Origin of the sequence: Streptomyces pactum (assembly GCF_016031615.1) — a bacterium.
In the GTDB taxonomy this organism is placed as follows: domain Bacteria; phylum Actinomycetota; class Actinomycetes; order Streptomycetales; family Streptomycetaceae; genus Streptomyces; species Streptomyces pactus.
In genome coordinates, this window is record NZ_JACYXC010000001.1 from 6319452 (window position 1) to 6340852 (window position 21401).

The following is a 21401-nucleotide window of genomic DNA, read 5'->3' on the forward strand; positions in this document are numbered from 1 at the left end:
GGCCGCCCCCGGTCATTGCCCGCCGGGGACGGTTCGGGCGTGGCCCGGGCCGCCGCCGGCCGGGGCCGATGGGACCGCCGGGGTCACCGGGAACGCTCGCCGGGGCCGGGTACGCGGGGACCGGCCGCCGGGTTCGACCTGCGGGCGCTGCTCGCCGAACGCGGGGCGGAGCGGTACGAGCTGCACAGCCGGTACCTCAACCACCAGTTGCCCCGCATGCTGCGCACCCTCGGCTTCGACAAGGTGTACGAGCGGGCCGAGGGCGCCTACTTCTGGGACGCCGAGGGCCACGACTACCTCGACATGCTCGCCGGGTTCGGCGTGATGGGCCTGGGCCGTCACCACCCGGTGGTCCGTCAGGCGCTGCACGACGTCCTGGACGCCTCGACGGCCGACCTGACCCGCTTCGACTGCCCGCCGCTGCCCGGCCTGCTGGCCGAGCGGCTGCTGCGCCACGCGCCCCACCTGGACCGGGTCTTCTTCGGCAACAGCGGCTCCGAGGCGGTGGAGACCGCGCTGAAGTTCGCCCGCCGCGCCACCGGCCGGCCGCGGGTGCTGTACTGCGCGCACGCCTTCCACGGCCTGACCACCGGCTCGCTGTCGGTCAACGGCGAGGCCGGCTTCCGCGACGGCTTCGGCCCGCTGCTCCCCGACACCGCGATCGAGCTGGGCGACCTGGACGCGCTCGAACGCGAGCTGCGGCGCGGGGACGTGGCGGCGTTCGTGGTGGAGCCGGTCCAGGGCAAGGGCGTGCACACCCCGCCGCCGGGCTTCCTGTACGCCGCGCAGGAGCTGCTCCACCGGCACAAGGCGCTGCTCATCGCCGACGAGGTGCAGACCGGCATGGGCCGTACCGGCGCCTTCTTCGCCTACCAGCACGAGGACGGCGTCGAGCCGGACCTGGTCTGCCTGGCCAAGTCCCTCTCCGGCGGCTACGTCCCGGTGGGCGCCACGCTGGGCAAGGACTGGATCTTCAAGAAGGTGTACTCCTCCATGGACCGGGTGCTGGTGCACTCCACCAGCTTCGGCGGCGGCGCCCAGGCCATGGCGGCGGGCCTGGCGGTGCTGGCGGTGATGGAGGACGAGCAGATCGTCGCCAACGCCCGGCTCACCGGGGAGCTGTTGCGCTCCCGGCTCGCCGCCCTGGTGGGCCGTTACGAGCTGCTGCACGAGGTGCGGGGCCGCGGACTGATGATCGGCATCGAGTTCGGCCGCCCGGCCTCGCTGAAACTGCGCAGCCGCTGGGCGATGCTCCAGGCGGCCCGCAAGGGGCTGTTCGCGCAGATGGTGGTGGTGCCGCTGCTGCGGCGCCACCGCATCCTCACCCAGGTCTCCGGGGACCACATGGAGGTCATCAAGCTGATCCCGCCCCTGATCATCGGGGAGCGCGAGGTGGACCGGTTCGTGACCGCGTTCACCTCGGTGATGGACGACGCGCACGCCGGCGGCGGGCTGATGTGGGAGTTCGGCCGCACGCTGATGAAGCAGGCGGTGGCGAACCGCTGACCGCCGCGGTCCCGGGCGGCCACCGCCGGGCTGGGCCGTCACCGGACCCGGCCGCCGGGCCGGCGCCCGCCCGCTCCCGGTGTCCGCCGGCGCCCGGTCGCCCGCGGTGTCCGCCGGTCGCGGGGGTCCGGTCGTCCGCCAGGTTTGTCGGCCGCCGGGGGGCCGGACGTCCGCGGGCCCGCCGGCCGCCGCTGCCCCGGGGCGGCGCCCGGGTCAGTCGGTGAGCAGCCGCTGCCGCAGCCGTTCCCGCTTCGCCGCGTCCAGTCCCAGGCCGCGGGCAAGGTAGTTCTCGGTGCCGCCCCAGAACTCCTCGATCTCCGCGTACGCCGAGGCCAGGTACTCCTTCCGGGCGTCGAAGAGCGGACCGAGCAGCTCCATGACCTCGGGCGACAGCGCGTCGGGGGCGGTGGAGGAGCGCCAGACGCGGTAGCGGCGGTGCGCGGCGGCCGATTCCAGGTAGTCCGCCTCGATCGCCGCCGGCTCCACCCCCAGGGCGAGCAGGATGACCACGACCGACAGCCCGGCCCGGTCCTTCCCGGCCGAGCAGTGCAGCAGCGCCGGGTGGCTGTCGTCGGCGATCTCGGTGAGCAGCCGGGCGTGCTCGGCGGTCCGGGTCCGGATGATCTGCCGGTACGAGGCGACCATCCGCCCCGCGGCCCTGCCCTCCGCCAGCAGCTCCCGCAGCGTGGCCAGGTCGCCCTCCCGCACCATGGTCCAGAAGCCCGCACCGTCCGCCGGGTCGCTCAGCGGGAGGTTGAGGTTGCGCACCCCGGCCAGCGTCACGTCCGGCCCCTCCAGCGCGATGTCGGCCGCGTTGCGGAAGTCGAAGACGGTGTGCAGCCCCAGGCCGCCGAGGAACGCCGCGTCCTCCGCCGTGGCGTGGGCCAGATGACCGCTGCGGAACAGCACGCCCGGCCGCACCCGGCGGCCGTCCACGGTGGGCAGGCCGCCCACGTCCCGGAAGTTCCGGACCCCGGTCAGCACGGGCTCGGCCGACGGGACCTGCGGTATCTGCTGCGTCACGGGTGCTCCTCGGGTTGGCTCGTCGGGGTCCCTCGCCTGGCTGCCGCCGACGACAGGCACGGCTGTTCGACGACCATACGACACGGGGCGCCGCAGGTCAGGGTGGCGGACACCACCTGGTCGGCAGGAGCGGACGGTCACCGGGCCCCGGTCGTATTCCGGTTCGGCGAAATCCGGCAGGTGGGATAGATCACCCCTCGTCAACCACCGGTTACGGTGGCGTAGGTCACTTATTCAAGAGGATGATGTCCCGACGTGGCAGACGATTCGAAACCCAGCAGCGCAATGATGATCGGGTCGTACGCAGCCGTCGGGGACAGCTTCACCGAGGGTGTCGGCGATCCAGGGCCCGACGGCCGGTTCGTCGGCTGGGCCGACCGGCTCGCCGTCCTCCTGGCGGACCGGCACCGGAGCCCCGACCCGACGGCCCCGCGGACCCCCGGCTCCGGCGGCCCGGCGCCCGGCCAGGTCGCCCCCTTCCGTTACGCCAACCTCGCCGTGCGCGGACGGCTCCTCGACCAGATCGTCGCGGAGCAGGTGCCGCGCGCCCGGCAACTCGCCCCCGACCTGGTGAGCTTCTGCGCGGGCGGCAACGACATCCTGCGGCCGGGCAGCGACCCGGACGCCATCGCCGAACGCTACGAGGCGGCGGTCGCCGACCTCACCGACGCGGTGGGCACCGTGCTGGTGTGCACCGGCTTCGACACCCGCGGGGTGCCGGTGCTGCGCCACCTGCGCGGCAAGATCGCCACGTACACCGCCCACGTACGGGCCATCGCCGACCGGCACGGCTGCCCGGTGCTCGACCTGTGGTCGCTCCGCTCGGTGCAGGACCGGCGCGCCTGGAGCCCGGACCGGCTCCACCTGTCCGCCGACGGGCACACCCGGGTCGCGCTGCGCGCCGCCCAGGTGCTCGGTCTGGGGGTGCCCGCCGACCCGGACCAGCCGTGGCCCCCGGAGGGCGTCCGGTCCGCCGCCGAGGTACGCCGGGACAATCTGCACTGGGCACGCGAGCACCTGGTGCCGTGGATCGGCCGGCGGCTGCGCGGGGAGTCCTCCGGGGACCACGTGGAGCCCAAGCGCCCCGACCTGCTGCCGCTGCCGTAACGCCGGCCGCGACGGTGCGGTGACCGAGGGCTGATTGCCGCACGGGACGGGCCCGGACCCCTCACGGTCCGGGCCCGTCCCGTGTGCGCCCTGCTCCCGTTCCCGCCCCGTCCGGTGCCCGTCACCGGGTCGCCCGCCGTACCGCGAGCGGCGGGGCGTCGCGCCGTCTCCGGGCCGGCCGGGACGACGGGGCTGACGGGGTGCGCGGTGACGGGGCCGCGGTGCGCGGTGAAGGTGTGGCAGCAGGGGCAGGGGTGAGGGCAGGCGCAGGGGTTACAGCAGGGCCCACACGGTGCGGCCCGGGTCCCCGTCGTGCGGCTGGACGCCCCAGGCGGTGGCGAGCGCCTCCACCAGCATCAGTCCGCGTCCGCCCTCCTGGTCCGCCCCCGGGCGCCGGGCCCGCGGGACGGTGCGGGCGCAGCCCTGGTCGGCCACCTCCAGGCGCAACCGGGACCCGGTCAGCCGCACCTCGCAGCGGACCTGTTCACTGGTGGTGTGGCGAACCGCGTTGGTGAACAGCTCCGAGACGACCAGCTCGGCGTTCTCGCGCGTCTCCTGGTCCACGCCCCACTCCCGCAGGCGCGTCAGCACCCGGCGCCGGGCCTCCCCGACCGAGGTGCTCAACGCCGGGAGATGAAAAGCGTCCTGAAGACAGTGGGCGAGGGGACCGCCCCTGTGCCCTAACCGGAGAGCCTCGAAGGAAGGAGCCACCTCGCCACTATGCGCTGTGCCGCTCACTCATGGCAAGGAGCAATCTGTAATTTACAGATTCGCACTGCACAGACTGTTCGAAGAGTTGAAAGCGTGTCAGACTTCTGGCATCGGACGGCCGGAGGAGAGGAGCGGTGGTGGCGGACGTACGACTGAGCGGCGCCCCGACCGTTCTACGGGTCGTACTCGGCAAGCGGCTACAGGATCTGAGGGAGAAGGCCGGCCTGTCCTTCGAAGAGGCCGGCGCCGCTCTCGACGTCACCCACGCCACCATCCGGCGCATGGAGAAGGCCGAGGTCGGCCTGAAGATCCCGTACGTCGAGAAACTGCTCACCACCTACGGGGTCACCGATCCCGAGGAGGTCGAGGGATTCCTCTCCCTGGCCCGGGAGTCCAACCAGCGCGGCTGGTGGCACGGGTTCCGCGACGTGCTCCCCGACTGGTTCAGCGCCTTCGTCAGCCTGGAGGGCGCCGCCAGCACCATCCGCGCCTACGAGCCGCACTACGTGCCCGGCCTGCTGCAGACCGAGGGTTACGCCCGCGCCGTGCTGCGGGCCGGGATGCCGCACGCCTCGGACGAGGAGATCGACCGGCTGGTCGCCCTGCGCAGGGAGCGGCAGGCGCTGCTCACCCGGCCCGACGCGCCGCTGCTGTGGGTGGTGATGGACGAGACGGTGCTGCGCCGGCCGATCGGCGGACCGGAGATCATGCGCGAGCAGATCGACCGGCTCATCGAGGCCACCGCCGCGCCCAACGTCCAGCTGCAGATCATGCCGTTCGCCGCCGGACCCCACCCGGCCATGTACGGCCCCTTCCATATCTTCCGGTTCCCGATCCCGGAGCTCCCGGACATCGCGTACAGCGAGAGCCTCGTGGGCGCGGTCTACATCGACCAGCGCGACGAGGTGTCCGTGTTCCTGGAGGCCCTGGACCGGATGTGCGCGCAGGCCGCGCCCGCACAGACCACCCAGAGCGTGCTGGGTGGCGTTCGCAAGGAGATCTGAACCATGGATCGCATACCCGGGGACCGCATGCGCGTCTACAACGGCATGCCGGCCTCCGACCTCGGCACCGAGGGCTGGCACAAGCCGTGGAGCGGCGGCAACGGCGGAAGCTGCGTCGAAGCGATGAAGCTGGGGGACGGCCGGGTGGCGCTGCGCCAGTCCACCGACCCCGACGGCCCCGCCCTGATCTACACCCGCCACGAGATGCGGAGCTTCATCCAGGGAGCCAAGGCCGGCGAAGCGGACTTCCTGCTCACCTGACGGCCCGCCGACGACGACCAGACGAGGAGACCGGTGTGACCGACCAGAGCTTCTCCGTTGAACAGCTGGACACCAGCAGACCCCATCCGGCCCGGATGTACGACTACTTCCTCGGCGGCCGGGACAACTACCAGGTGGACCGGGAGGCCGCCCAGCGGGTGCTCGGCGAGCTGCCCGACATCCTCCCCACCGCACGGGAGAACCGCGCCTTCCTCCACCGGGCGGTCCGCCACGTGGTCCGCTCCGGGGTCCGGCAGATCCTCGACATCGGCACCGGCATCCCCACCTCGCCCAACACCCACGAGGTGGCGCTCGCCGAGGACCCCACGGTCCGGGTCGCCTACGTGGACAACGACCCGATCGTCGCCGTCCACGCCGGCGCCCGGCTCACCGGCGCGCCCGGCACCGGTTTCGCCCTGGGGGACGTCCGCGACCCCGCGGCCCTGCTGGAGTTACCCGCGATCCGCGACCGGATCGACCTCGGCCGGCCGGTGGCCGTGCTGCTCGTCGCGGTGCTCCACTTCGTCACCGACGAGGAGGACCCGTACGCCATCGTGGCCACCCTGCGCGACGCGCTGCCCGCCGGCAGCCACCTGGTGCTCTCGCACGCCACCGCCGACTTCCACCCCGGCGACCACACCGAGACCATGCAGGCGTACCGCAGCTCCACGGCGACCATGAACCCCCGTACCCACGCCGAGGTGGTGCGGCTCTTCGACGGCTTCGACCTGCTCGAACCCGGCGTGGTGCAGCTGCCCCGGTGGCGGCCGGACGGGGACCCGCCCACCCCCGGGGAACTGCGCCGGATCGGCTTCTACGGAGGGGTGGCCCGCAAGGACTGAACCGGAGCGCCCGGTATCCGCTCCAGCACACCGCCGGCGAACACGTCGTACAGCGGCAGCGACTCCAGGTGGACGTACCCGATGTGGCAGTCGCACACCGCCAGCGGGCAGGGGCGGGGCCGCAGCGCGGCGCGGTACGAACCGTCGTAGAGGTTGCCCAGTTCCTCGCGGACGAAGTGGCAGCGGCGGACCGTACCGGAGCCGTCCACCGAGACCACCGAAGCGCCGGTCCGGCAGGGGAGACCGGCGCTTCGGTGCGGGTGGCGGCTGTAGCCGAACAGCGGGTCCAGCTCCGTCCACACCGCCGCCTCCGCGTCGTCGTAGGTACGCCCCTCGGCGGCGTTGACCCACAGGTACACCTGCTCCGGCAGCTCGGCGCGGAGCCGCCGGGCCTGCTCCAGGTGGTCCGGCAGGCCCACCACGCCCACGCTGAACCGGGCCCCCATGGCCGCCAGGTCGCGGCACTTGTCCAGGAACCGGTCGTAGGGCGTCTGCCCCGGGTGGTAGGTGCACCACAGCGCCAGGGTGTCCAGGTCCGCCGCCGCCACCCAGTCGGTGCGGCAGCTGAGGTTCGTCTGGATCGCCACCCGGCGCAGGTGCGGCAGATGGGACAGCTCCACCAGGGCGCGCCGGTACCAGGAGCGGACCAGCCCCTCGCCCCACGGGGTGAACAGCAGCGACAGCCGGTCACCGGTCTGCGCCGCGGCCCAGCCGGCGAACCGCTCCAGCGCCGCGAGGTCCCCGCGCAGCTGCGCGGGGACCTCGCGGCGCTTGGCGAACGGGCAGTACGGGCAGTCGTAGTCGCAGGAGGCCAGCGGCCCCCGGTACAGGATCGTCAGGTCCATCCCCGGCGCCCTCACCGCAGCTCGTAGGCGGCCATGTCGGCGCGCACCCGGGGCGAGAACAGCGCCGGCCCCAGCGCGTCGGAGTGGGCCAGCCCCTCCGCGGACAGCCACAGCCGCTCCGGCGCGGCCTCCCCGTCCAGCCACCCCAGCACCGCGAACCGCGCCAGCTCGGCGGGGAAGTCCTCCTCCGGCCCGGTCCCGAACCGGGCCCGGTACTCCGCCACGGCCAGCCCCTCGGCCTGGAGCAGCGTCTGGAGCAGATGGCGCCGCCGGGCCTCCCCGGCGTCCATCCACCGCCCGTACTCGGCGCGGGCGAAGTCCGCCGCGGGCCGGGACACGTAGTCGTCCACGATCCTGCGGATCTCGCCCATGTCCACCGCGTAGTCGAAGGAGTAGTGCAGCGCCGAGGTGTACGAGCGGGCCCCGCAGCCCAGCCCGACCATCCCGTCGGTCTGGCAGGCGTGGTCCGCCCCGCCCGACGCGGCGACCGCCGGGGCGTCCGCCCGCCGGAACATCCGCATCGACACCTGCCGGTAGCCCGCCGCCAGCAGCCGGTCGCGGCCCAGCCGGTACAGCGTCAGCCGCTGTTCGTCCCACGCCCGGTCCGCGGCCGCGCCCCGCCGCCCCAGCCCGGTCAGCGGGCGCACGTACAGCGGGTACAGGTACAGCTCCTCGGGCCGCCAGGCGAGCGCCGCGTCCAGCGAACGCCGCCAGCTATCCGGGGTCTGGCCGTCGATGCCGTAGATCAGGTCGATGTTGAGCACCGGTACGCCCGCGTCCCGGACCCGGCCCAGCGCCGCCTCGACGTCCGCGCGGCGCTGCGGGCGCACCGCGGCCCGCGCCTCGGCGTCCACGAAGCTCTGCACGCCCAGGCTCAGCCGGGTGGCGCCGCGCTCGGCCAGCACCGCCAGCCGATCGGCGGTGGCGGTGGCCGGTGACGCCTCCACCGACAGCGGCACCGCCCGCAGGTCGGCGCCCAGCCGCCGCTCGGCGATGTCGCACAGCCGGCTCAGCTCGGCCGCGGTCAGGAACGTCGGGGTGCCGCCGCCGAACGCCGCGGCGGCGAACCGCGGCCGTTCGCCGAGCGCCGGGCGCACCGCGTCCGCCTGGCGCTCAAGGGCGTCGAGGTAGGCGGTGGTCAGCCCGTCCGGGGCGCCGATCCGGGTGAACAGGTTGCAGAACCCGCACCGCACCTCGCAGAACGGGATGTGGAAGTAGAGCGAGAGGGCGTCGGTCGGCTCCCCGGCCCACAGGTCGGCCAGCGCCGGGCGCTCCGGGAGCCGGCGGTAGGCCGTCTTGTGCGGGTAGGCGTACACATAACTCTGGTAAGGCCGGGGCGCGGCGGCCGTGCCGGCGCCGTCGGCGTGGTCCGCGGGGGTGGCGTGGTGGGCGCGGGCGGGGGTGGCAGGCATCGGGATCAACGGGCCTTCAGGAAGAAGTGGGTGTACGGCACGGTCCAGACCACCGGGTGGCCGATGCGGTGGCCGGTGTGGCCGTCCTCGCCGTAGGCCGTGCCGTGGTCGGAACAGACGATCGCGAAACAGGGCCGGCCCCGGCCGCGGGCCGCCGCGAACAGCCGCCCGATGTGCCGGTCCACGTACTCCAGGGCCGCGGCGTGGGTGGCGCGGGAGTCGCCCGCCTCCCGGGTGGCGCCCGGCAGGTGGAACCAGTTCGGCTGGTGCAGCGCCGACACGTTGACGAAGAGGAACAGCCGGCGCTCCGGCGGCAGCCGGTCCACCACCTCCTCGGCGCGGGCCACCTGGGCCTCGAAGGAGGTGGGGGAGGCGACCCCGAACTCCGGCTCCCAGTGGCTCTCCGCGAACAGCCCCGGCAGCACCGAGCCCAGCGGGCCCTGCTTGTTGAAGAACCCCACCCCGCCGATGCACACCGTGTGGTAGCCGGCCACGGCCAGCCCCGACACCAGGTCCGGGGTGTCGAAGACGTAGGTGCCCTCGGCGGTGGTCTCGCTCCCGGCGAACCGGGCCGCGAACAGCCGCCGGTGCGGCCCCGGGGCGGCCGGGGTGGGCAGGAAGCCGGCGAACATCGCCTGGTGCGAGGCGTAGGTGAAGCTGCCCGGCGCGTGGTACTCGGCCCACCGGCCACCGGGCAGGTGCCGGGCGAGGTTCGGGATCCGGCCGGCCGCGGCCAGCTCGGCCGCCACGTCGTGGCGGAGGGTGTCCAGGGTGACCAGCAGCAGGTCGTGGCTGCCCACGACCTGGTTCATGTCCGGCAGCTCCAGCGCCTCCGGCGCCCCCGGCGAAACGTCCGGCGGGCCGCCGGGCGGACCGGGTACGGCCGCCGGGCCCGGGGGAACCGGGGGTGCGGACGGCTGCGGGACGGGGTCAGGCAGTGGCATCTCGGTGGTGCTCCTCGTGTCCGCGGCCGGGGGAGCCCTCTCCCGGACCGCGTGTGTCGTGCCAGGTGTCGCGGTGTACGGCGGCGACCTGCGCGCCGTAGGTGTCCAGGCCCGCGGCGCCGCCCCCGGGCAGGCCGGGCAGCCCCGGCAGCAGGTCGCCGAAGGCGTTGACCTCGCCGACGGCGAACCGCCGCCAGCCGGTGCCGGGCAGCAGGTCCACCCCCACGCACAGGGTGCCGGGGAAGCAGCCCGCGGCCCGTTCGGCGAGCTCCAGCACCGCATCGAACGGCACCCCCGCGGCCGCCGTCGCGGCCCGGGCCGCGGACAGGTCGCCGCGCGCCCCGCCCAGGTGCAGATTGGTCATCGGGGAGCGGCTGGTGCGCACCAGGGCGTGGGTGGCCCGGCCGCCCACCACCACGACCCGCAGATCGGCCGCCCGGCCGCCCAGCGACGCCTTGGGCAGCCACCGCTCCACGTGCAGCCCGTCCGGCGCCAGGGTGTCGATGATGGCGCCGATCTCCCGCTCGGAGGTGTAGCGGCGCACCCGCAGCGAGTTGAACAGCGCGCCGTCCGCACCCCGTTCCACCGAGGTGGCGGCCCGTACCCGGCCGGGTCCGGCCCGCTCCACGGCCAGCACCCCGGACGCCGAGGAGCCGTGCGCGAGCTTCACGAAGGCGCGGCGCAGCCCGGCGGTGCCCAGCAGCGCCCGGACGTCCGGCCAGCCGCGCACCGGCGCCGCACCCGCCCCCGAGGTGGGGGAGGGCGGCACCGCGATCCCCGCCTCGTCCAGCACCCGGTGGCACAGCCGCTTGTCGAACAGCACCGCCAGCTCGGCCGGGTCGTCCAGCAGCCGGGCCCCGGACGCCCGCGCGGCGTCGGCGATCCCGCGCAACGCCCCGGTGAAGCGGGCGTACCAGAGCCCGGTGCCCTCCACCCGGGTGGGGTCGGCGACTCCGCGCAACCGCCGGTCCACCGCCGGGTCCTCGCCGGGGGAGTCGATCCGTACGGTCTCACCGGGGCGGAACCACACCCCGGCGTCCAGTACCTCCCGCCACGGCAGCACCCGCGGCGCGGGCAGCCCGGCGGCGCGCACCGCGGCGGCGAACAGGGTCACCCGGCGGTTCTCCGGGACACCCACCACGGCGAAGCGCGGACCGCCCGGCGCGCCGCCGGTCCCGGTCGCCCGCGCCGTGGACGCGTCCACCGCGGCGGCCGTGCCGCTATCCACGGGCCGCGGCACGGCGCCCCTCGCCCCCGGTCGCGCCGGCCACCGGACCCGGACGGCGCGCCGCGGGGCCACCGGCACCGGCCGGCGGCCGGCGGAGCCGGTGGCTCCCGGCCGCCGCGGGACGGCGGGGCGGGCGGCACGGGCCCGCCGCGGGACGGCGGGGCGGCCGGCACGGGCCCGCCGCGGGGGCGCAGGGGCGGCCGGCACGGCCCGTCGCGGGGCGCAGGGGCGGCCGGCACGGGCCCGTCGCGGAGTGCAGGGGCGGGCGGCGCGGAGCCGTCGCGGGACGACGGGGCATCACTCCGCCACCGCGGTGTAGCGCTGCACGTCGCCGTCCCCGTCCTGCCACTCGTCGCCCCGCTCGGAGACGTCCAGCTCCACCCCGGCGCCCTCCAAGGCATCGCTCAGCCGGGCCGACATCTCGTCGCTGAAGTAGTTGTGGTGCAGGTCGAGCCGGCGCAGATGGGTGAGCGGCTGGCCGCCCAGCAGCGCCTCGGCCCCCGCGTCGGTGAGCACGCCCATGGACAGGTCCAGCGACTCCAGCTGCGCGACCACCGGCGCGCCGGCCACCGCGGCGGCGATCTCGTCCTGGATCTCGCTGTTGCGCAGGCCCAGGTGGCGCAGGGCCGGGAAGCGCCCGGAGGCGAGCAGCGGGGCCAGGTCCGCCACCGTGGCGTCACCGCTGTACTCCGACACCCCCAGCCACATCTCCAGCGACTCCAGGGCGGGCAGCTCGCAGGCGCCCACGCCCCGCACCACCTCGCCGGGCAGCCCGCCCGCCTCGAAGGTCAGCTTCCGCAGCCGTGTGTGCCGCACCGCCGGGAACCGCAGACCGGTGCCGCCGCGGACGCCGAGCTCCACCAGACCGGGGTAGGCGGCGAGCACCGGGGTCACGTCCGACTGCTCGATCCAGGAGATCTCCTGCTCCTCGGGGGTGATGTCGGCGAGGAACACCGCCTCCAGCGCGGTCAGCCGGTCCGCGGCGGCCACCAGCAGATCCACCACGAGCCTGGAGTCGTTGTCGTACGCCTCGCCCCACTGACCGATGATCAGGGCCCGCACCCGGGAGAGGTCCACCGCCCCGGTGAAGCTCTCCCACGCCTCGCCGAAGGGCCTGTCGTCGTCCCCGTAGGGGTCCACCGAGATCCGCCAGGCGACGGACTCCGGGGCGGGCAGCCCGGACAGGTCGCCGGAGGGGAAGTCGAAGGCCGGGAGGCCGTGCAGTTCCTGAAGGTGCTCGACAGCGGACATGGGACGGCGCTCCTGACACGGATACGGATGACACGGATACGGGCTGGTGTACGAAGGGAGTTGTACCAGGGCCCGCCGACAGCACCGGATCCGGCACCTCCGGCGGGCCGCTCCGTGTTTCTCCGGGCCTCTCCGTGCCGCTCCGGGCGGCGCGGGAGGCGGCGAGGGGTCCGGCGCCGCACCCCACGGCCACCCACTGTGTCGCAGCTCACGCCCCCGTCGCCGGAACGCACCCCACGCCGGGCGACAAGTACCGGACGGGGCCGCCGGATGGCGCGGCCCCGGAACAGGGGGATGCGATGGCAGCGGATGATGACCTCCTCATCCGTTCGGTCACGGACGCGGAGGCGTTCGAACCGCTGGTGACACGGCACTCCGCGGCGCTCCACGGATACCTGGCGCGCCGCGCGCCGGACGCGGCCGACGACCTGCTGGCCGAGGTGTGGCTGCGCTCCTACGCGGGCCGGGCCGGCTTCGACCCGGCCCGCGGCACGGCGCGCACCTGGCTGTTCGGGGTGGCCCGCAACGTCCTGGCCGCGCACTGGCGGCAGCGCGCCAAGGACCCCTTCGCCGCCCTCGGCGAGGAGCGCGGCAGCGACCCGTGGCACGCGGTGGACCAGCGGCTGGACGCGGCGGCGGTGGCACCGCTGATGCGCCGCACGATCGCCCAGCTCCCCGAGGTGGAGAGGGAACTGCTGCTGCTGGTGGTGTGGGAGGACCTCACCCCCGCCGAGGCGGCGGCCGTGGTCGGCATCCCGCCCGGCACCGCCCGGTCACGGCTGCACCGGGCCCGCGGCCGGCTGCGCGCCGTGCTCGCGCCGGAACCACCCGGACCACCCCGCACGCTTCGGATGGCAGGAGACTGGACGTGAACCACGACTCGCCGGAACCCGGCGGCGCCGACATCCCCGGGGCCGGCCGGCTGCGCGCCGCGGGGCGGGTCCCCCCGCCGAGCGCCGCCACCGTGGACGCGGCGCTCCGCGCGGTCCGGGCCGCCGCCGCGGCGGAGCGCACCGGGGCGCCCGGCCCGGCGGCCGACGGCGTGGTGGTGCTCGCCCCCGCCGGCCCGCCGGCCGCGCGCCGCCGCCCGGCCCGGCTCCGGATCGCGGCCGCGGCGGTCGCCGCGGTGGCGGCCGTGGCCGTCGGCGCGGTGATGGTGCCCGGCGGCCCGCCCCCGGCCGGGGTGACGACCGGTCAGCCGGCCGACGCGGCCGCCTTCCTGGGCCGGATGGCCGACGTCGCCGCCGGGCAGCCCGCCCTGCCGGCCGGTACCCCGGTCTGGAAGGTGCGGTCCGTCGACACGCGCGGCGGCCGGACGGTGGAGGAGACGGTGTGGCTCAGCCGCGCCGGTGTGGTGGCGCGGGCCCGCGACGGGGAGGTCAGCCACCCCACCGGCGCCGTCGCCGACGAGGCGTTCACCTGGGGCCTCCCCGGCCGGGAGGTCGGCTGGGGTGACCTGGACCGGCTGCCCACCCGGCCGAAGGAGCTGTGGATGCGGCTGGCCGGGCCGGCCCGCACCCCCCGGGAGCAGGCCCTGCTCTTCCGCGCCGTCGATGGACTGCTCGCCCGCTCGCCCGCGGGTCCGCAGCTGCGCGCCGCGCTCTTCCGGGTGCTCGCCGACATCCCCGGCGTCCGGGTCGCCGGTGACGTGGAGGACGGCGCCGGACGGGTCGGCACCGCGGTGGAACTCGACTACGAACGGCGGAAGGCCTACCGCATGGTGATCGACCCGGGAACCTCACGGGTGCTCGCCTCGGACCACGTCGACCCGACCCGGCGCGACGACGAGGTCGCCGCCCGCACCACCTACCTCGCGGCGGAGCCGGCCCGGCGGATCCCGGCCGGCTCCGAAGGACCGTCACGCCCGCCCGGGGGGCCCAGGACCGGAACACCCGGAACCGGAACCCCCGGGACCGAGGCCTCGCGGAGCGGCCGGAGCGCCACCGCACGCCCGTGAACCCCGTACGCCGGTAGCGACCGCGCCGGTAGCGACCGCGCCGGCCGCGCCCCCGCCCGCGGTGCCGCACGGCGGTAGCGGTCCGGCCGGAAGCGGTCCGGCCCGCGCCGACCCGCGGCGGCGGTGCCCGTCGCGGACGCGGCCGGAACGCCCCTCCACCGGGGTGACCGGGCCCGCCGCCGGCCGCCACCACCCCGGAGCGCGCTCCCACCGTCCGCCGGGGCACCCGCGGCGGCCCGCGGCGGGAAGCCCCGTACCACCCCACCCTCCCCTCAAGGAACCCCATGCCGTCACTCTCTGTCATCATACCGTTCCACAACGTGCAGGCGTACGCCGAGGACACCCTGCGCAGCCTCGCCCGCAACGCGGCCCCGACGACCGAGTTCGTCCTCGTGGACGACTGCTCCACGGACGCCACCGCGGAGATCGTCGACCGGTGGCTGCCGCGGCTCCCGCAGGCCGTCCTGGTCCGGCACGAGACCAACCGGGGGATCGCCGCGGCCCGCAACAGCGGCATCGACGCGGCCCGCGGCCGCTACCTCACCTTCCTCGACGGAGACGACTGGTACGGTCCCGGCCACCTCGACGCCCTCCTGCGCGCCGCCGAGGAGTACGACTGCGACTTCCTCCGCACCGACCACGTACGCAGCACCGGGAAGAAGCGGGAGATCCGCCGGGCCCCCGGACGGCGCGGCAGCCGGCTGGACCCGCGCGACCTGATCGGGCCGGCCGCGGCGACCACCGCGGTGGACTACCCGTTCGTGTGGGCGGGGGTCTACCGCCGGCACCTCTTCGACGACGGGGCGATGCGGTTCGCCGAGGACCTGCGGACGGCCGAGGACCGGCTGTGGACCTGGCGGCTGCACCTGACGGCGAGGTCCTGTGCGGTCGCGGGACTGCTGGGGGTGTTCTACCGGCGCGGCGTGGCGACCTCCCTCACCCAGATCGCCGACGCCCGGCAGCTGGACTTCATCCCCGCCCACGACCGGCTGCTCGCGGAGGTCGCGGCGGACCCCGAGGCGGACCGCTTCCTGCCCAAGGCGGTCCGCACCTACTGCGCGATGATCGCCTTCCACCTGGCCAACCAGCGCCGCTACGAGGCGCCGGTGGCCCGGGAGTTGCGGGCGGCGGCCGGTGAGGCGCTGCGCAGGATGCCGCAGGACGTGCTGGACCGGACCCTGTCCGAGATGGACCCCGAGCGGGCCGGCACGCTGCGCCGGGCCCGCCGCGCGCGCCGCTGAGCCGGCGTCCGTCCCGCGTTGTCGTACCCCGCGCGTAGCGTCACCACCATCGACGGACACCGCACCGCGGTCGTCCGCAACTCGGCACGCGCACAAGGGGGCGGAAAGGTGTACCGACAGGGGGACGTGCTGATCGTCCCGGTCCCGGAGGAGTCACTTCCGGCCGGCACGGCCGCGCTGCCGCGGCAGCCCAGGGACTCCCGTGGACGGCTGGTGCTGGCGCTCGGCGAGGTCACCGGCCACGCCCACGCGGTGGTGGGCCCGGGCCTGCTGGTCCGGGAGCCCGGACCGTTCGGGGCGTCCTACCTCCACCTGCCTGACGGTGGACGGGTGGTGCACGAGGAGCACGCCGCGATACCGCTGCCCAAGGGCTGGTACCGGGTGGTGCGGCAGCGGGAGTACACGCCGGGCGCCGTGCGCGTCGTGGCGGACTGACACGGACGGGGGACGAGGACATGACGACAACGGTGAGCGGCGGCCCGGGCACGGGCACGGTGGAGCGGGGCGCCGGCACGGCCCCGGCGGCGGACGGGCGCCCGGACCCGGGGAGCGGCGCGGCCGGAGGGGAGCCGGCCACCTGGCGGGCGGTGGCCTCGGCGACCGGCCCGGCGGACCGGACGGCCGCCGAGGCGGCGGTCCGGCTCGCCTACCGGCGCGCCGGTCTCGCCGCCCCCGAGCGGGTGGTGTGGACCGGGTCCCCGTTGGAGGGCACCGCCGCCGCGCTGCTGCTGACCGGGGTGGGTGACCGGCTGCCCGAGCAGGTCACCGCACGTGCCGCCGCCGCGCTGCGGGCCGCCGGGGCCGTCCCCGGCCGGGAAGGCGCGGGCCGGCCGGTGCGGGACGAGATCCGCACCCGCCCCTGGGCGGCCGAGCGGCAGCGGCTGCTCGCCGCGCTGGGCCCGGCGGGCTGGGCCGAACGGTGGGCACTGACCGCGGCGCCGCTGTGGGACCTGACCCGGGCGCTCGCCGACCGGGTGCGCACCGCGGTGGTGGAGGAGCTGGCCCGCACCCCCGAGGACGAGCGGACGGTCCGGCTGGCCATGCTCCACGCGGTGCTCGGCCAGCACGACGCGCCCTGGCTGGCATCGGTGGCCGGCCCGCCCGCCCCGGCGGCGCCCGGCGCGGCGGACGACGGCGCCCCGGCCACCGGCGGCACCCCGGACCCCGGGGCGCTGGACGGCCTGGCCGGGGTGGCCCGCGCCGCCGGATGGTGGTGGCCGTACGAGAAGGTGGTGATCCTCTCCGAGCGCCCGGCGGAACTCCACCGGGACGAGGCCGGCCGGCTCGACCGCGGTGACGGCCCCGCCCTCGCCTACCCGGACGGCTTCGCGCTGTACGCCTGGCGGGGGATGCCGGTGCCCGCCGAGTTCCCGGCCCGGCTGGCCGACCTGTCCGCCGAACGCATCCGCGCCGAGGACAACGCCGAGCTGCGCCGGGTGATGCTGGAGCACTACGGGTACGACCGCTACCTCGCCGAGTCCGGGGCGCGGCCGCTGCACCGGGACGAGACCGGGGTGCTGTGGCGGATAGAACTCCCCGACGACGAGCCGGTGGTGATGGTGGAGGTGGTCAACTCCACCCCCGAGCCGGACGGCACCCGGCGCACCTACTGGCTGCGGGTACCGCCGCGCACCCGCACCGCCCGCGAGGGGGTGGCTTGGACCTTCGGCCTGGACGCCGAGGAGTACCACCCGCGGCGGGAGACCTGAGCCGCACCACCGGCGGCGGGAGACCTGAGCCGCACCACCGGCGGCGGGAGACCGGAGCCGCACCGCCGGCGGTCCGGGTCCGCGGGCCCGGACCGGCTCCACCGGCCGCCCGCCGGCCGCCCAGGCCCGCGGCGGAGGGCACCCTCCGGGGCAGCGCCGGCCGCCCGGGCACACGAGTGTGCCGCCGGGGCGTAGTCGCCGGTGCCCGGCGCCGCACGTGCCGTGTCCGGTGCCACCCGCCGCCGGCCGTGCCGGTACCACCGGGCGCACGCCACACGGTCGTGCCGGGGCGGCCGTGCCGGGCGGCCGCCCCGGAGTCACAAGATCACCCGCCGCGCGCGGGGAATTCAGCGGATAATGAGATGACCTGCTACCGCCCTCTGGAGGTGCCGTGACCGGTTCTCACCCGTCGGAGCCGCAGACCCGCCGCCGGCTGTCCCGTACGCGGGCCGGTCTGCCGCGCCCGGCCGCCTTCGGAGCGGACCCGACCGGCGAGCGGATGGCGCGCATCCGGCGGTCGCCGAACTTCGCCGACGGCGTTTTCGTCAATCCGGTGGCCGCCCGGATCACCCCGTCGGGCTCCATGCTCAAATTCCTGCCGACCTACTTCCGCAAGGCGGACCGGATCCGCCGGGCACCGGCGGGCACCGTGCCGGTCCACCCCACCACCCTCGCCGACCTGGCGGCGCCGCCCGCCTCGGGGCTCCGGCTGACCTGGATGGGACACTCCAGCGTGCTGACGGAGATCGACGGCCGCCGGGTGCTGTTCGACCCGGTCTGGGGCGAGCGGTGTTCGCCGTTCTCCTTCGCCGGTCCGCGCCGGCTGCACCCGGTCCCGGTGCCGCTCGCGGAGCTGGGGCCGGTGGACGCCGTGGTGATCTCCCACGACCACTACGACCACCTGGACATGCCCACGGTCCGCTCGCTGGCCGGCACCGGCACCACCTTCGTGGTGCCGCTCGGCGTCGGCGCCCATCTGGAGCACTGGGGGGTTCCCGCGGAGCGGGTGACCGAGCTGGACTGGGAGGAGTCCACCACGGTGGCGGGCCTCACCCTGACCGCCACCCCGGCCCGGCACTTCTGCGGGCGGGCGCTGCGCAACACCCAGCACACCCTGTGGGCGTCCTGGGTGGTCGCCGGGCCCGAGCACCGCGTCTTCCACAGCGGCGACACCGGGTACTTCCCCGGCTTCGCCGACATCGGCGCCGCCCACGGCCCGTTCGACGCCACCATGATCCAGATCGGTGCTTACAGCGAGCTGTGGCCGGACATCCACATGCGGCCCGAGGAGGGCGTACGGGCGCACACCGACCTCCAGGGCGGCACGCCCACCGGCATCATGCTGCCGATCCACTGGGGCACGTTCAACCTGGCGCCCCACCCGTGGGAGGAGCCGGCCGAGGGCTCGGTGGTAGCCGCCGAGGCCGCCGGGGCGACGGTGTCCCTGCCCCGTCCCGGCCAGCCGTTCGAACCGGCGGCCGGTCCGGTGCTGGAGCCCTGGTGGCGGGCAGTCGCGGTGCGCCCCGAGGGCGGCGGGCCGGAGTCCCGGCTGACCACAGGGGTGCGGGACAGCGCCGTCGCCGTGCCCCGCAAACACCGGGCGGAGGCCCAGCTGTAGTCCCGTCCCCGGGCGTCCGGCCGGCCCAGGGCACCGGGCCCGGGGCCGGAAGCCCGGCCGGGCACCGGGATGCCGGCCCCCCGTGGCCCCGCGCCCGTACCCGCCCCCGCACCCGTACCCGGCCCCGCGCCCGTACCCGGCCCCGCGGCCGGGCGAGGTGGCCGGACCCGGACTCGTCGACCCGTACCCGGACCGACAGCCGGGCGGGTTCGGGTCCCACGGGCCGGGCCCCGTACCGGCCCGTGGAGCCCGTACCGGCCCGCGGGGCCCGTACCGGCCCGCGGGGCCCGTACCGGCCCGCGGGGCCCGGGCCGGTGCGCGTCCGGGCGGGCGTCGTGCCGCGGTGCCGCACATCGGGCCGCCCGTCCCGGCCGGCTTCCCGGCTTGCGGACGGACGGGAACCTCAGCGTCGTGAGCCGTTTCCGGCCACCTCGCCCGGCCGCGTCCGGCGGTGCGGCGCGCGGGCGCTCTTGTGACCGGTGCGGGCCGGACGGTATCCCTGGCGGCGAGCACGGTCCGTACAGCTTCCTTCCGGTACCCCGGATCCCCACAGGAGCGGAGACCCATGCAGACGCCCTCCCGCCGTACGACCTCCACCGCCCTCGCCGTCCTGGCGCTCACCGTCCCGGCCGCACTCCTCACCTCCGGCGCCGGCCAGGCGGCCCAGCCGGACGCCCGTCCCGGCCTGGTCCGGCAGATGACGGCCGGTGACCTGGACGACCCGCACAAGAAGGACATCGCCATGCGGCTGGTGTCCAGCGCGGAGAACTCCTCGCTCGACTGGCGGGCCCAGTTCGGCTACATCGAGGACATCGACGACGGACGCGGCTACACGGCCGGCATCATCGGCTTCTGCTCCGGGACCGGGGACATGCTGGAGCTGGTGGAGCACTACACCGAACGCAAGCCCGGCAACGTCCTCGCCACGTACCTGCCCGCGCTCCGCAAGGTCAACGGCACCGACTCGCACGAGGGCCTGGGCGCGGCCTTCGAACGCGACTGGCGGAAGGCCGCCCGGGACAAGGCGTTCCAGGACGCCCAGGAACACGAGCGCGACCGGGTCTACTTCGGCCCGGCGGTCGAACGGGCCCGGAAGGACGGACTCGGCGCGCTCGGCCAGTTCATCTACTACGACGCGATCGTGATGCACGGCCCGGGCAGCAGCAGGTACAGCTTCGGCGGCATCCGCGCGACCGCGATGTCCAAGGCCCGGACCCCGGCGCAGGGCGGCGACGAGAAGACGTACCTGCACGCCTTCCTCGACGCCCGCAAGAAGGCGATGCAGAGCGAGGAGGCGCACAGCGACACCAGCCGGGTGGACACCGCCCAGCGGAAGTTCCTCAACGAGGGAAACCTCGGGCTGGAACCGCCGCTGCGCTGGAAGGTCTACGGCGACCCGTACGAAATCCTCTCCTGACCCGCTTCCCCCGCCCGCGTCCGGCCCGGTACCGGACCGCGTCCGGACCGCCTGGCACCGGGCCGGTACCGCGGCGGACCGCCCGGCGGTGTGGGGCGGGCGTCGCGGTCCCGCGGGCATGGTGTCGCGGAGCGCCGCCGGCGGGCCGGCCTCGGGGAGGGCCGCCGGTCGGTGCCGGAACCGCCGGGGAGCAGGTAGCCCGCGGCCCGGCCACAGCTGCCGGCGCGGCCCCCGCGGGGCGGCGTGGTGCGCGGCAGACCTGACGCCGCGACGAAGGTGGTGGCGCCGTCCGCGCCGACCCGCCGGAGCGCCTGCCGGTCGCTGCTGTCCCGTCCCGGCTCACCGGTCTCCGGTCTCCGGTCACCGGTGTCCGGTCACCGGTGTCCGGTCCCGGGCGGGACCGGCCGCTTCTCCGGGCGCTCGACGCGGCCGGCGCGGGGGTGGTACGGCCCCGGGGCCGGAGGAACCTGCCCGGTGCGGCCGTGCGGCCGTGCGGCCCCGGCGCGTTCGTGCGGCCCTGCGGCCGTGCGGCCCCGGCGCGTTCGCGGACCCGGGGCCACGGTGCCGGGGCCCCGACCGCGCCGCGGCGCCCGCCCCCGGAGGCCGCGCCTCTCACCCCCGGGCCGCCGCCACCAGGGCCGTGACGAGGCGGATGTCGTCCCCGGCCTCCGGGTGCCACTGGACGCCCAGCGTGAGGGCCGCCGCCTCCGGCAGTTCCACCGCCTCCACCGTGCCGTCCGCCGCGTGGGCGGCGGGCACCAGACCGGCTCCGAGGCGGTCGAGGGCCTGGTGGTGGTAGGTCGGCACGGTCACCGGTTCCGGCAGCAGCCGCGCCAGCAGCGTGCCCGGCACCGCCTCGACGGCGTGCCGGCCGAACGCACCGGGCGGACCGCAGTGCCCCGCCAGGTGCTGGACGAGGGTGCCGCCCCGCGCCACGTTGAGCAGCTGCATGCCCCGGCAGACGCCCAGCAGCGGCAGGCCGGCGGCGAACGCGGCGTCGATCAGGGCGAGTTCCCAGGCGTCCCGCTCCCGCGCGGGCGGCCCGGTACGGGGGTCGGCGGCGGCCCCGTAGCGCGCCGGCTCCACGTCCGGCCCGCCCGCGATCACCAGCCCGTCCAGCCGGGACACCACATCAGCGGCGGTGCCGGGGACGCCGGGCGGCAGCAGCGCCGCCAGGCCGCCCGCACGCTGGACCATCCGGTGGTAGCCGACGGGCAGCAGCGCCGCGGGCAGGTCCCACACGCCCCACCGGACGGACGGTTCCTGGTAGGTGCTGATCCCGATCAACGGCGGACGTGCGGACATCGGTTCCTCCCGGCTGCTCG

20 protein-coding genes are annotated in these 21401 nt (G+C 76.0%); 12 read left to right on the top strand and 8 right to left on the bottom strand.

Annotated features, from left to right (window positions below; genetic code table 11):
- Positions 1–138 precede the first annotated feature (138 nt).
- A complete protein-coding gene (locus tag IHE55_RS24935; protein WP_232266797.1) occupies positions 139–1506 on the top strand; it encodes an aspartate aminotransferase family protein in 1368 nt (455 codons plus the stop codon).
- 213 nt (positions 1507–1719) lie between these two features.
- On the opposite strand, the gene IHE55_RS24940 is transcribed toward IHE55_RS24935, so the two are convergent.
- The gene (locus IHE55_RS24940; protein WP_197991076.1) at positions 1720–2529 is read right to left on the bottom strand and encodes a tyrosine-protein phosphatase; all 810 of its coding nucleotides are present in this window, start codon (positions 2527–2529) and stop codon (positions 1720–1722) included.
- A 255-nt stretch (positions 2530–2784) separates the two neighbouring features.
- Between IHE55_RS24940 and IHE55_RS24945 the strand changes: the two genes are divergently transcribed.
- On the top strand, positions 2785–3636 hold the full coding sequence (locus IHE55_RS24945; protein ID WP_372442723.1) for an SGNH/GDSL hydrolase family protein: 852 nt from the start codon (positions 2785–2787) through the stop codon (positions 3634–3636).
- Positions 3637–3909: 273 nt separating this feature from the next.
- Here IHE55_RS24945 and IHE55_RS24950 read toward each other — a convergent pair whose 3' ends face one another.
- Complete coding sequence (locus tag IHE55_RS24950; RefSeq protein ID WP_232265690.1) at positions 3910–4260, bottom strand: ATP-binding protein; 351 nt, start codon at positions 4258–4260, stop codon at positions 3910–3912.
- Positions 4261–4484: 224 nt separating this feature from the next.
- Here IHE55_RS24950 and IHE55_RS24955 point away from each other — a divergent pair, with 224 nt between their 5' ends.
- From IHE55_RS24955 to IHE55_RS24965, 3 genes are read left to right on the top strand one after another with little or no spacing between them, the layout of a single operon-like run.
- Positions 4485–5351 (top strand): Sco1979 family transcriptional regulator, encoded by an 867-nt coding sequence (locus IHE55_RS24955; RefSeq protein ID WP_197991078.1) that lies wholly within the window; start codon positions 4485–4487, stop codon positions 5349–5351.
- Positions 5352–5354: 3 nt separating this feature from the next.
- Positions 5355–5612: a DUF397 domain-containing protein gene (locus tag IHE55_RS24960; RefSeq protein WP_197991079.1), complete on the top strand. Its 258-nt coding sequence runs from the start codon at positions 5355–5357 to the stop codon at positions 5610–5612.
- A gap of 35 nt (positions 5613–5647) precedes the next feature.
- Positions 5648–6454 (top strand): SAM-dependent methyltransferase, encoded by an 807-nt coding sequence (locus IHE55_RS24965; protein ID WP_197991080.1) that lies wholly within the window; start codon positions 5648–5650, stop codon positions 6452–6454.
- On the opposite strand, the gene IHE55_RS24970 is transcribed toward IHE55_RS24965, so the two are convergent.
- The 5 genes from IHE55_RS24970 to IHE55_RS24990 all read right to left on the bottom strand — a co-directional run bounded on the left by IHE55_RS24970 (position 6427) and on the right by IHE55_RS24990 (position 12134).
- Positions 6427–7299 (bottom strand): STM4011 family radical SAM protein, encoded by an 873-nt coding sequence (locus tag IHE55_RS24970; RefSeq protein ID WP_197991081.1) that lies wholly within the window; start codon positions 7297–7299, stop codon positions 6427–6429. The genes IHE55_RS24965 and IHE55_RS24970 overlap by 28 nt on opposite strands.
- 11 nt (positions 7300–7310) lie before the next feature.
- Positions 7311–8711 carry an STM4012 family radical SAM protein gene (locus tag IHE55_RS24975; protein ID WP_197991082.1) on the bottom strand — a complete coding sequence of 467 codons (1401 nt, stop codon included), beginning with the start codon at positions 8709–8711 and terminating at the stop codon, positions 7311–7313.
- A 5-nt stretch (positions 8712–8716) separates the two neighbouring features.
- Complete coding sequence (locus IHE55_RS24980; RefSeq protein WP_197991083.1) at positions 8717–9523, bottom strand: STM4013/SEN3800 family hydrolase; 807 nt, start codon at positions 9521–9523, stop codon at positions 8717–8719.
- Positions 9524–9641: 118 nt separating this feature from the next.
- Complete coding sequence (locus IHE55_RS24985) at positions 9642–10859, bottom strand: STM4014 family protein (protein ID WP_307826815.1); 1218 nt, start codon at positions 10857–10859, stop codon at positions 9642–9644.
- A 321-nt stretch (positions 10860–11180) separates the two neighbouring features.
- Positions 11181–12134: an STM4015 family protein gene (locus IHE55_RS24990; RefSeq protein ID WP_197991084.1), complete on the bottom strand. Its 954-nt coding sequence runs from the start codon at positions 12132–12134 to the stop codon at positions 11181–11183.
- Positions 12135–12433: 299 nt separating this feature from the next.
- Here IHE55_RS24990 and IHE55_RS24995 point away from each other — a divergent pair, with 299 nt between their 5' ends.
- The 7 genes from IHE55_RS24995 (at position 12434) to IHE55_RS25025 (ending at position 20076) form a co-directional block, all read left to right on the top strand.
- Positions 12434–13006 (top strand): RNA polymerase sigma factor, encoded by a 573-nt coding sequence (locus IHE55_RS24995; protein WP_197991085.1) that lies wholly within the window; start codon positions 12434–12436, stop codon positions 13004–13006.
- Positions 13003–14091 carry a CU044_5270 family protein gene (locus IHE55_RS25000; protein WP_197991086.1) on the top strand — a complete coding sequence of 363 codons (1089 nt, stop codon included), beginning with the start codon at positions 13003–13005 and terminating at the stop codon, positions 14089–14091. The genes IHE55_RS24995 and IHE55_RS25000 overlap by 4 nt, the downstream gene beginning before the upstream one ends.
- 284 nt (positions 14092–14375) lie before the next feature.
- Positions 14376–15332 (top strand): glycosyltransferase family 2 protein, encoded by a 957-nt coding sequence (locus IHE55_RS25005; RefSeq protein WP_197991087.1) that lies wholly within the window; start codon positions 14376–14378, stop codon positions 15330–15332.
- A gap of 108 nt (positions 15333–15440) precedes the next feature.
- The gene (locus tag IHE55_RS25010) at positions 15441–15767 is read left to right on the top strand and encodes a DUF8820 family protein (RefSeq protein ID WP_197991088.1); all 327 of its coding nucleotides are present in this window, start codon (positions 15441–15443) and stop codon (positions 15765–15767) included.
- 20 nt (positions 15768–15787) lie between these two features.
- On the top strand, positions 15788–17041 hold the full coding sequence (locus IHE55_RS25015; protein ID WP_232265691.1) for a DUF6745 domain-containing protein: 1254 nt from the start codon (positions 15788–15790) through the stop codon (positions 17039–17041).
- Positions 17042–17474: 433 nt separating this feature from the next.
- Positions 17475–18659 (top strand): MBL fold metallo-hydrolase, encoded by a 1185-nt coding sequence (locus IHE55_RS25020; RefSeq protein WP_232266804.1) that lies wholly within the window; start codon positions 17475–17477, stop codon positions 18657–18659.
- A 565-nt stretch (positions 18660–19224) separates the two neighbouring features.
- A complete protein-coding gene (locus tag IHE55_RS25025) occupies positions 19225–20076 on the top strand; it encodes a chitosanase (RefSeq protein ID WP_197991089.1) in 852 nt (283 codons plus the stop codon).
- Between the two features lie 612 nt (positions 20077–20688).
- On the opposite strand, the gene IHE55_RS25030 is transcribed toward IHE55_RS25025, so the two are convergent.
- Positions 20689–21381 carry a gamma-glutamyl-gamma-aminobutyrate hydrolase family protein gene (locus tag IHE55_RS25030; protein WP_197991090.1) on the bottom strand — a complete coding sequence of 231 codons (693 nt, stop codon included), beginning with the start codon at positions 21379–21381 and terminating at the stop codon, positions 20689–20691.
- Between the last annotated feature and the right edge of the window lie 20 nt (positions 21382–21401).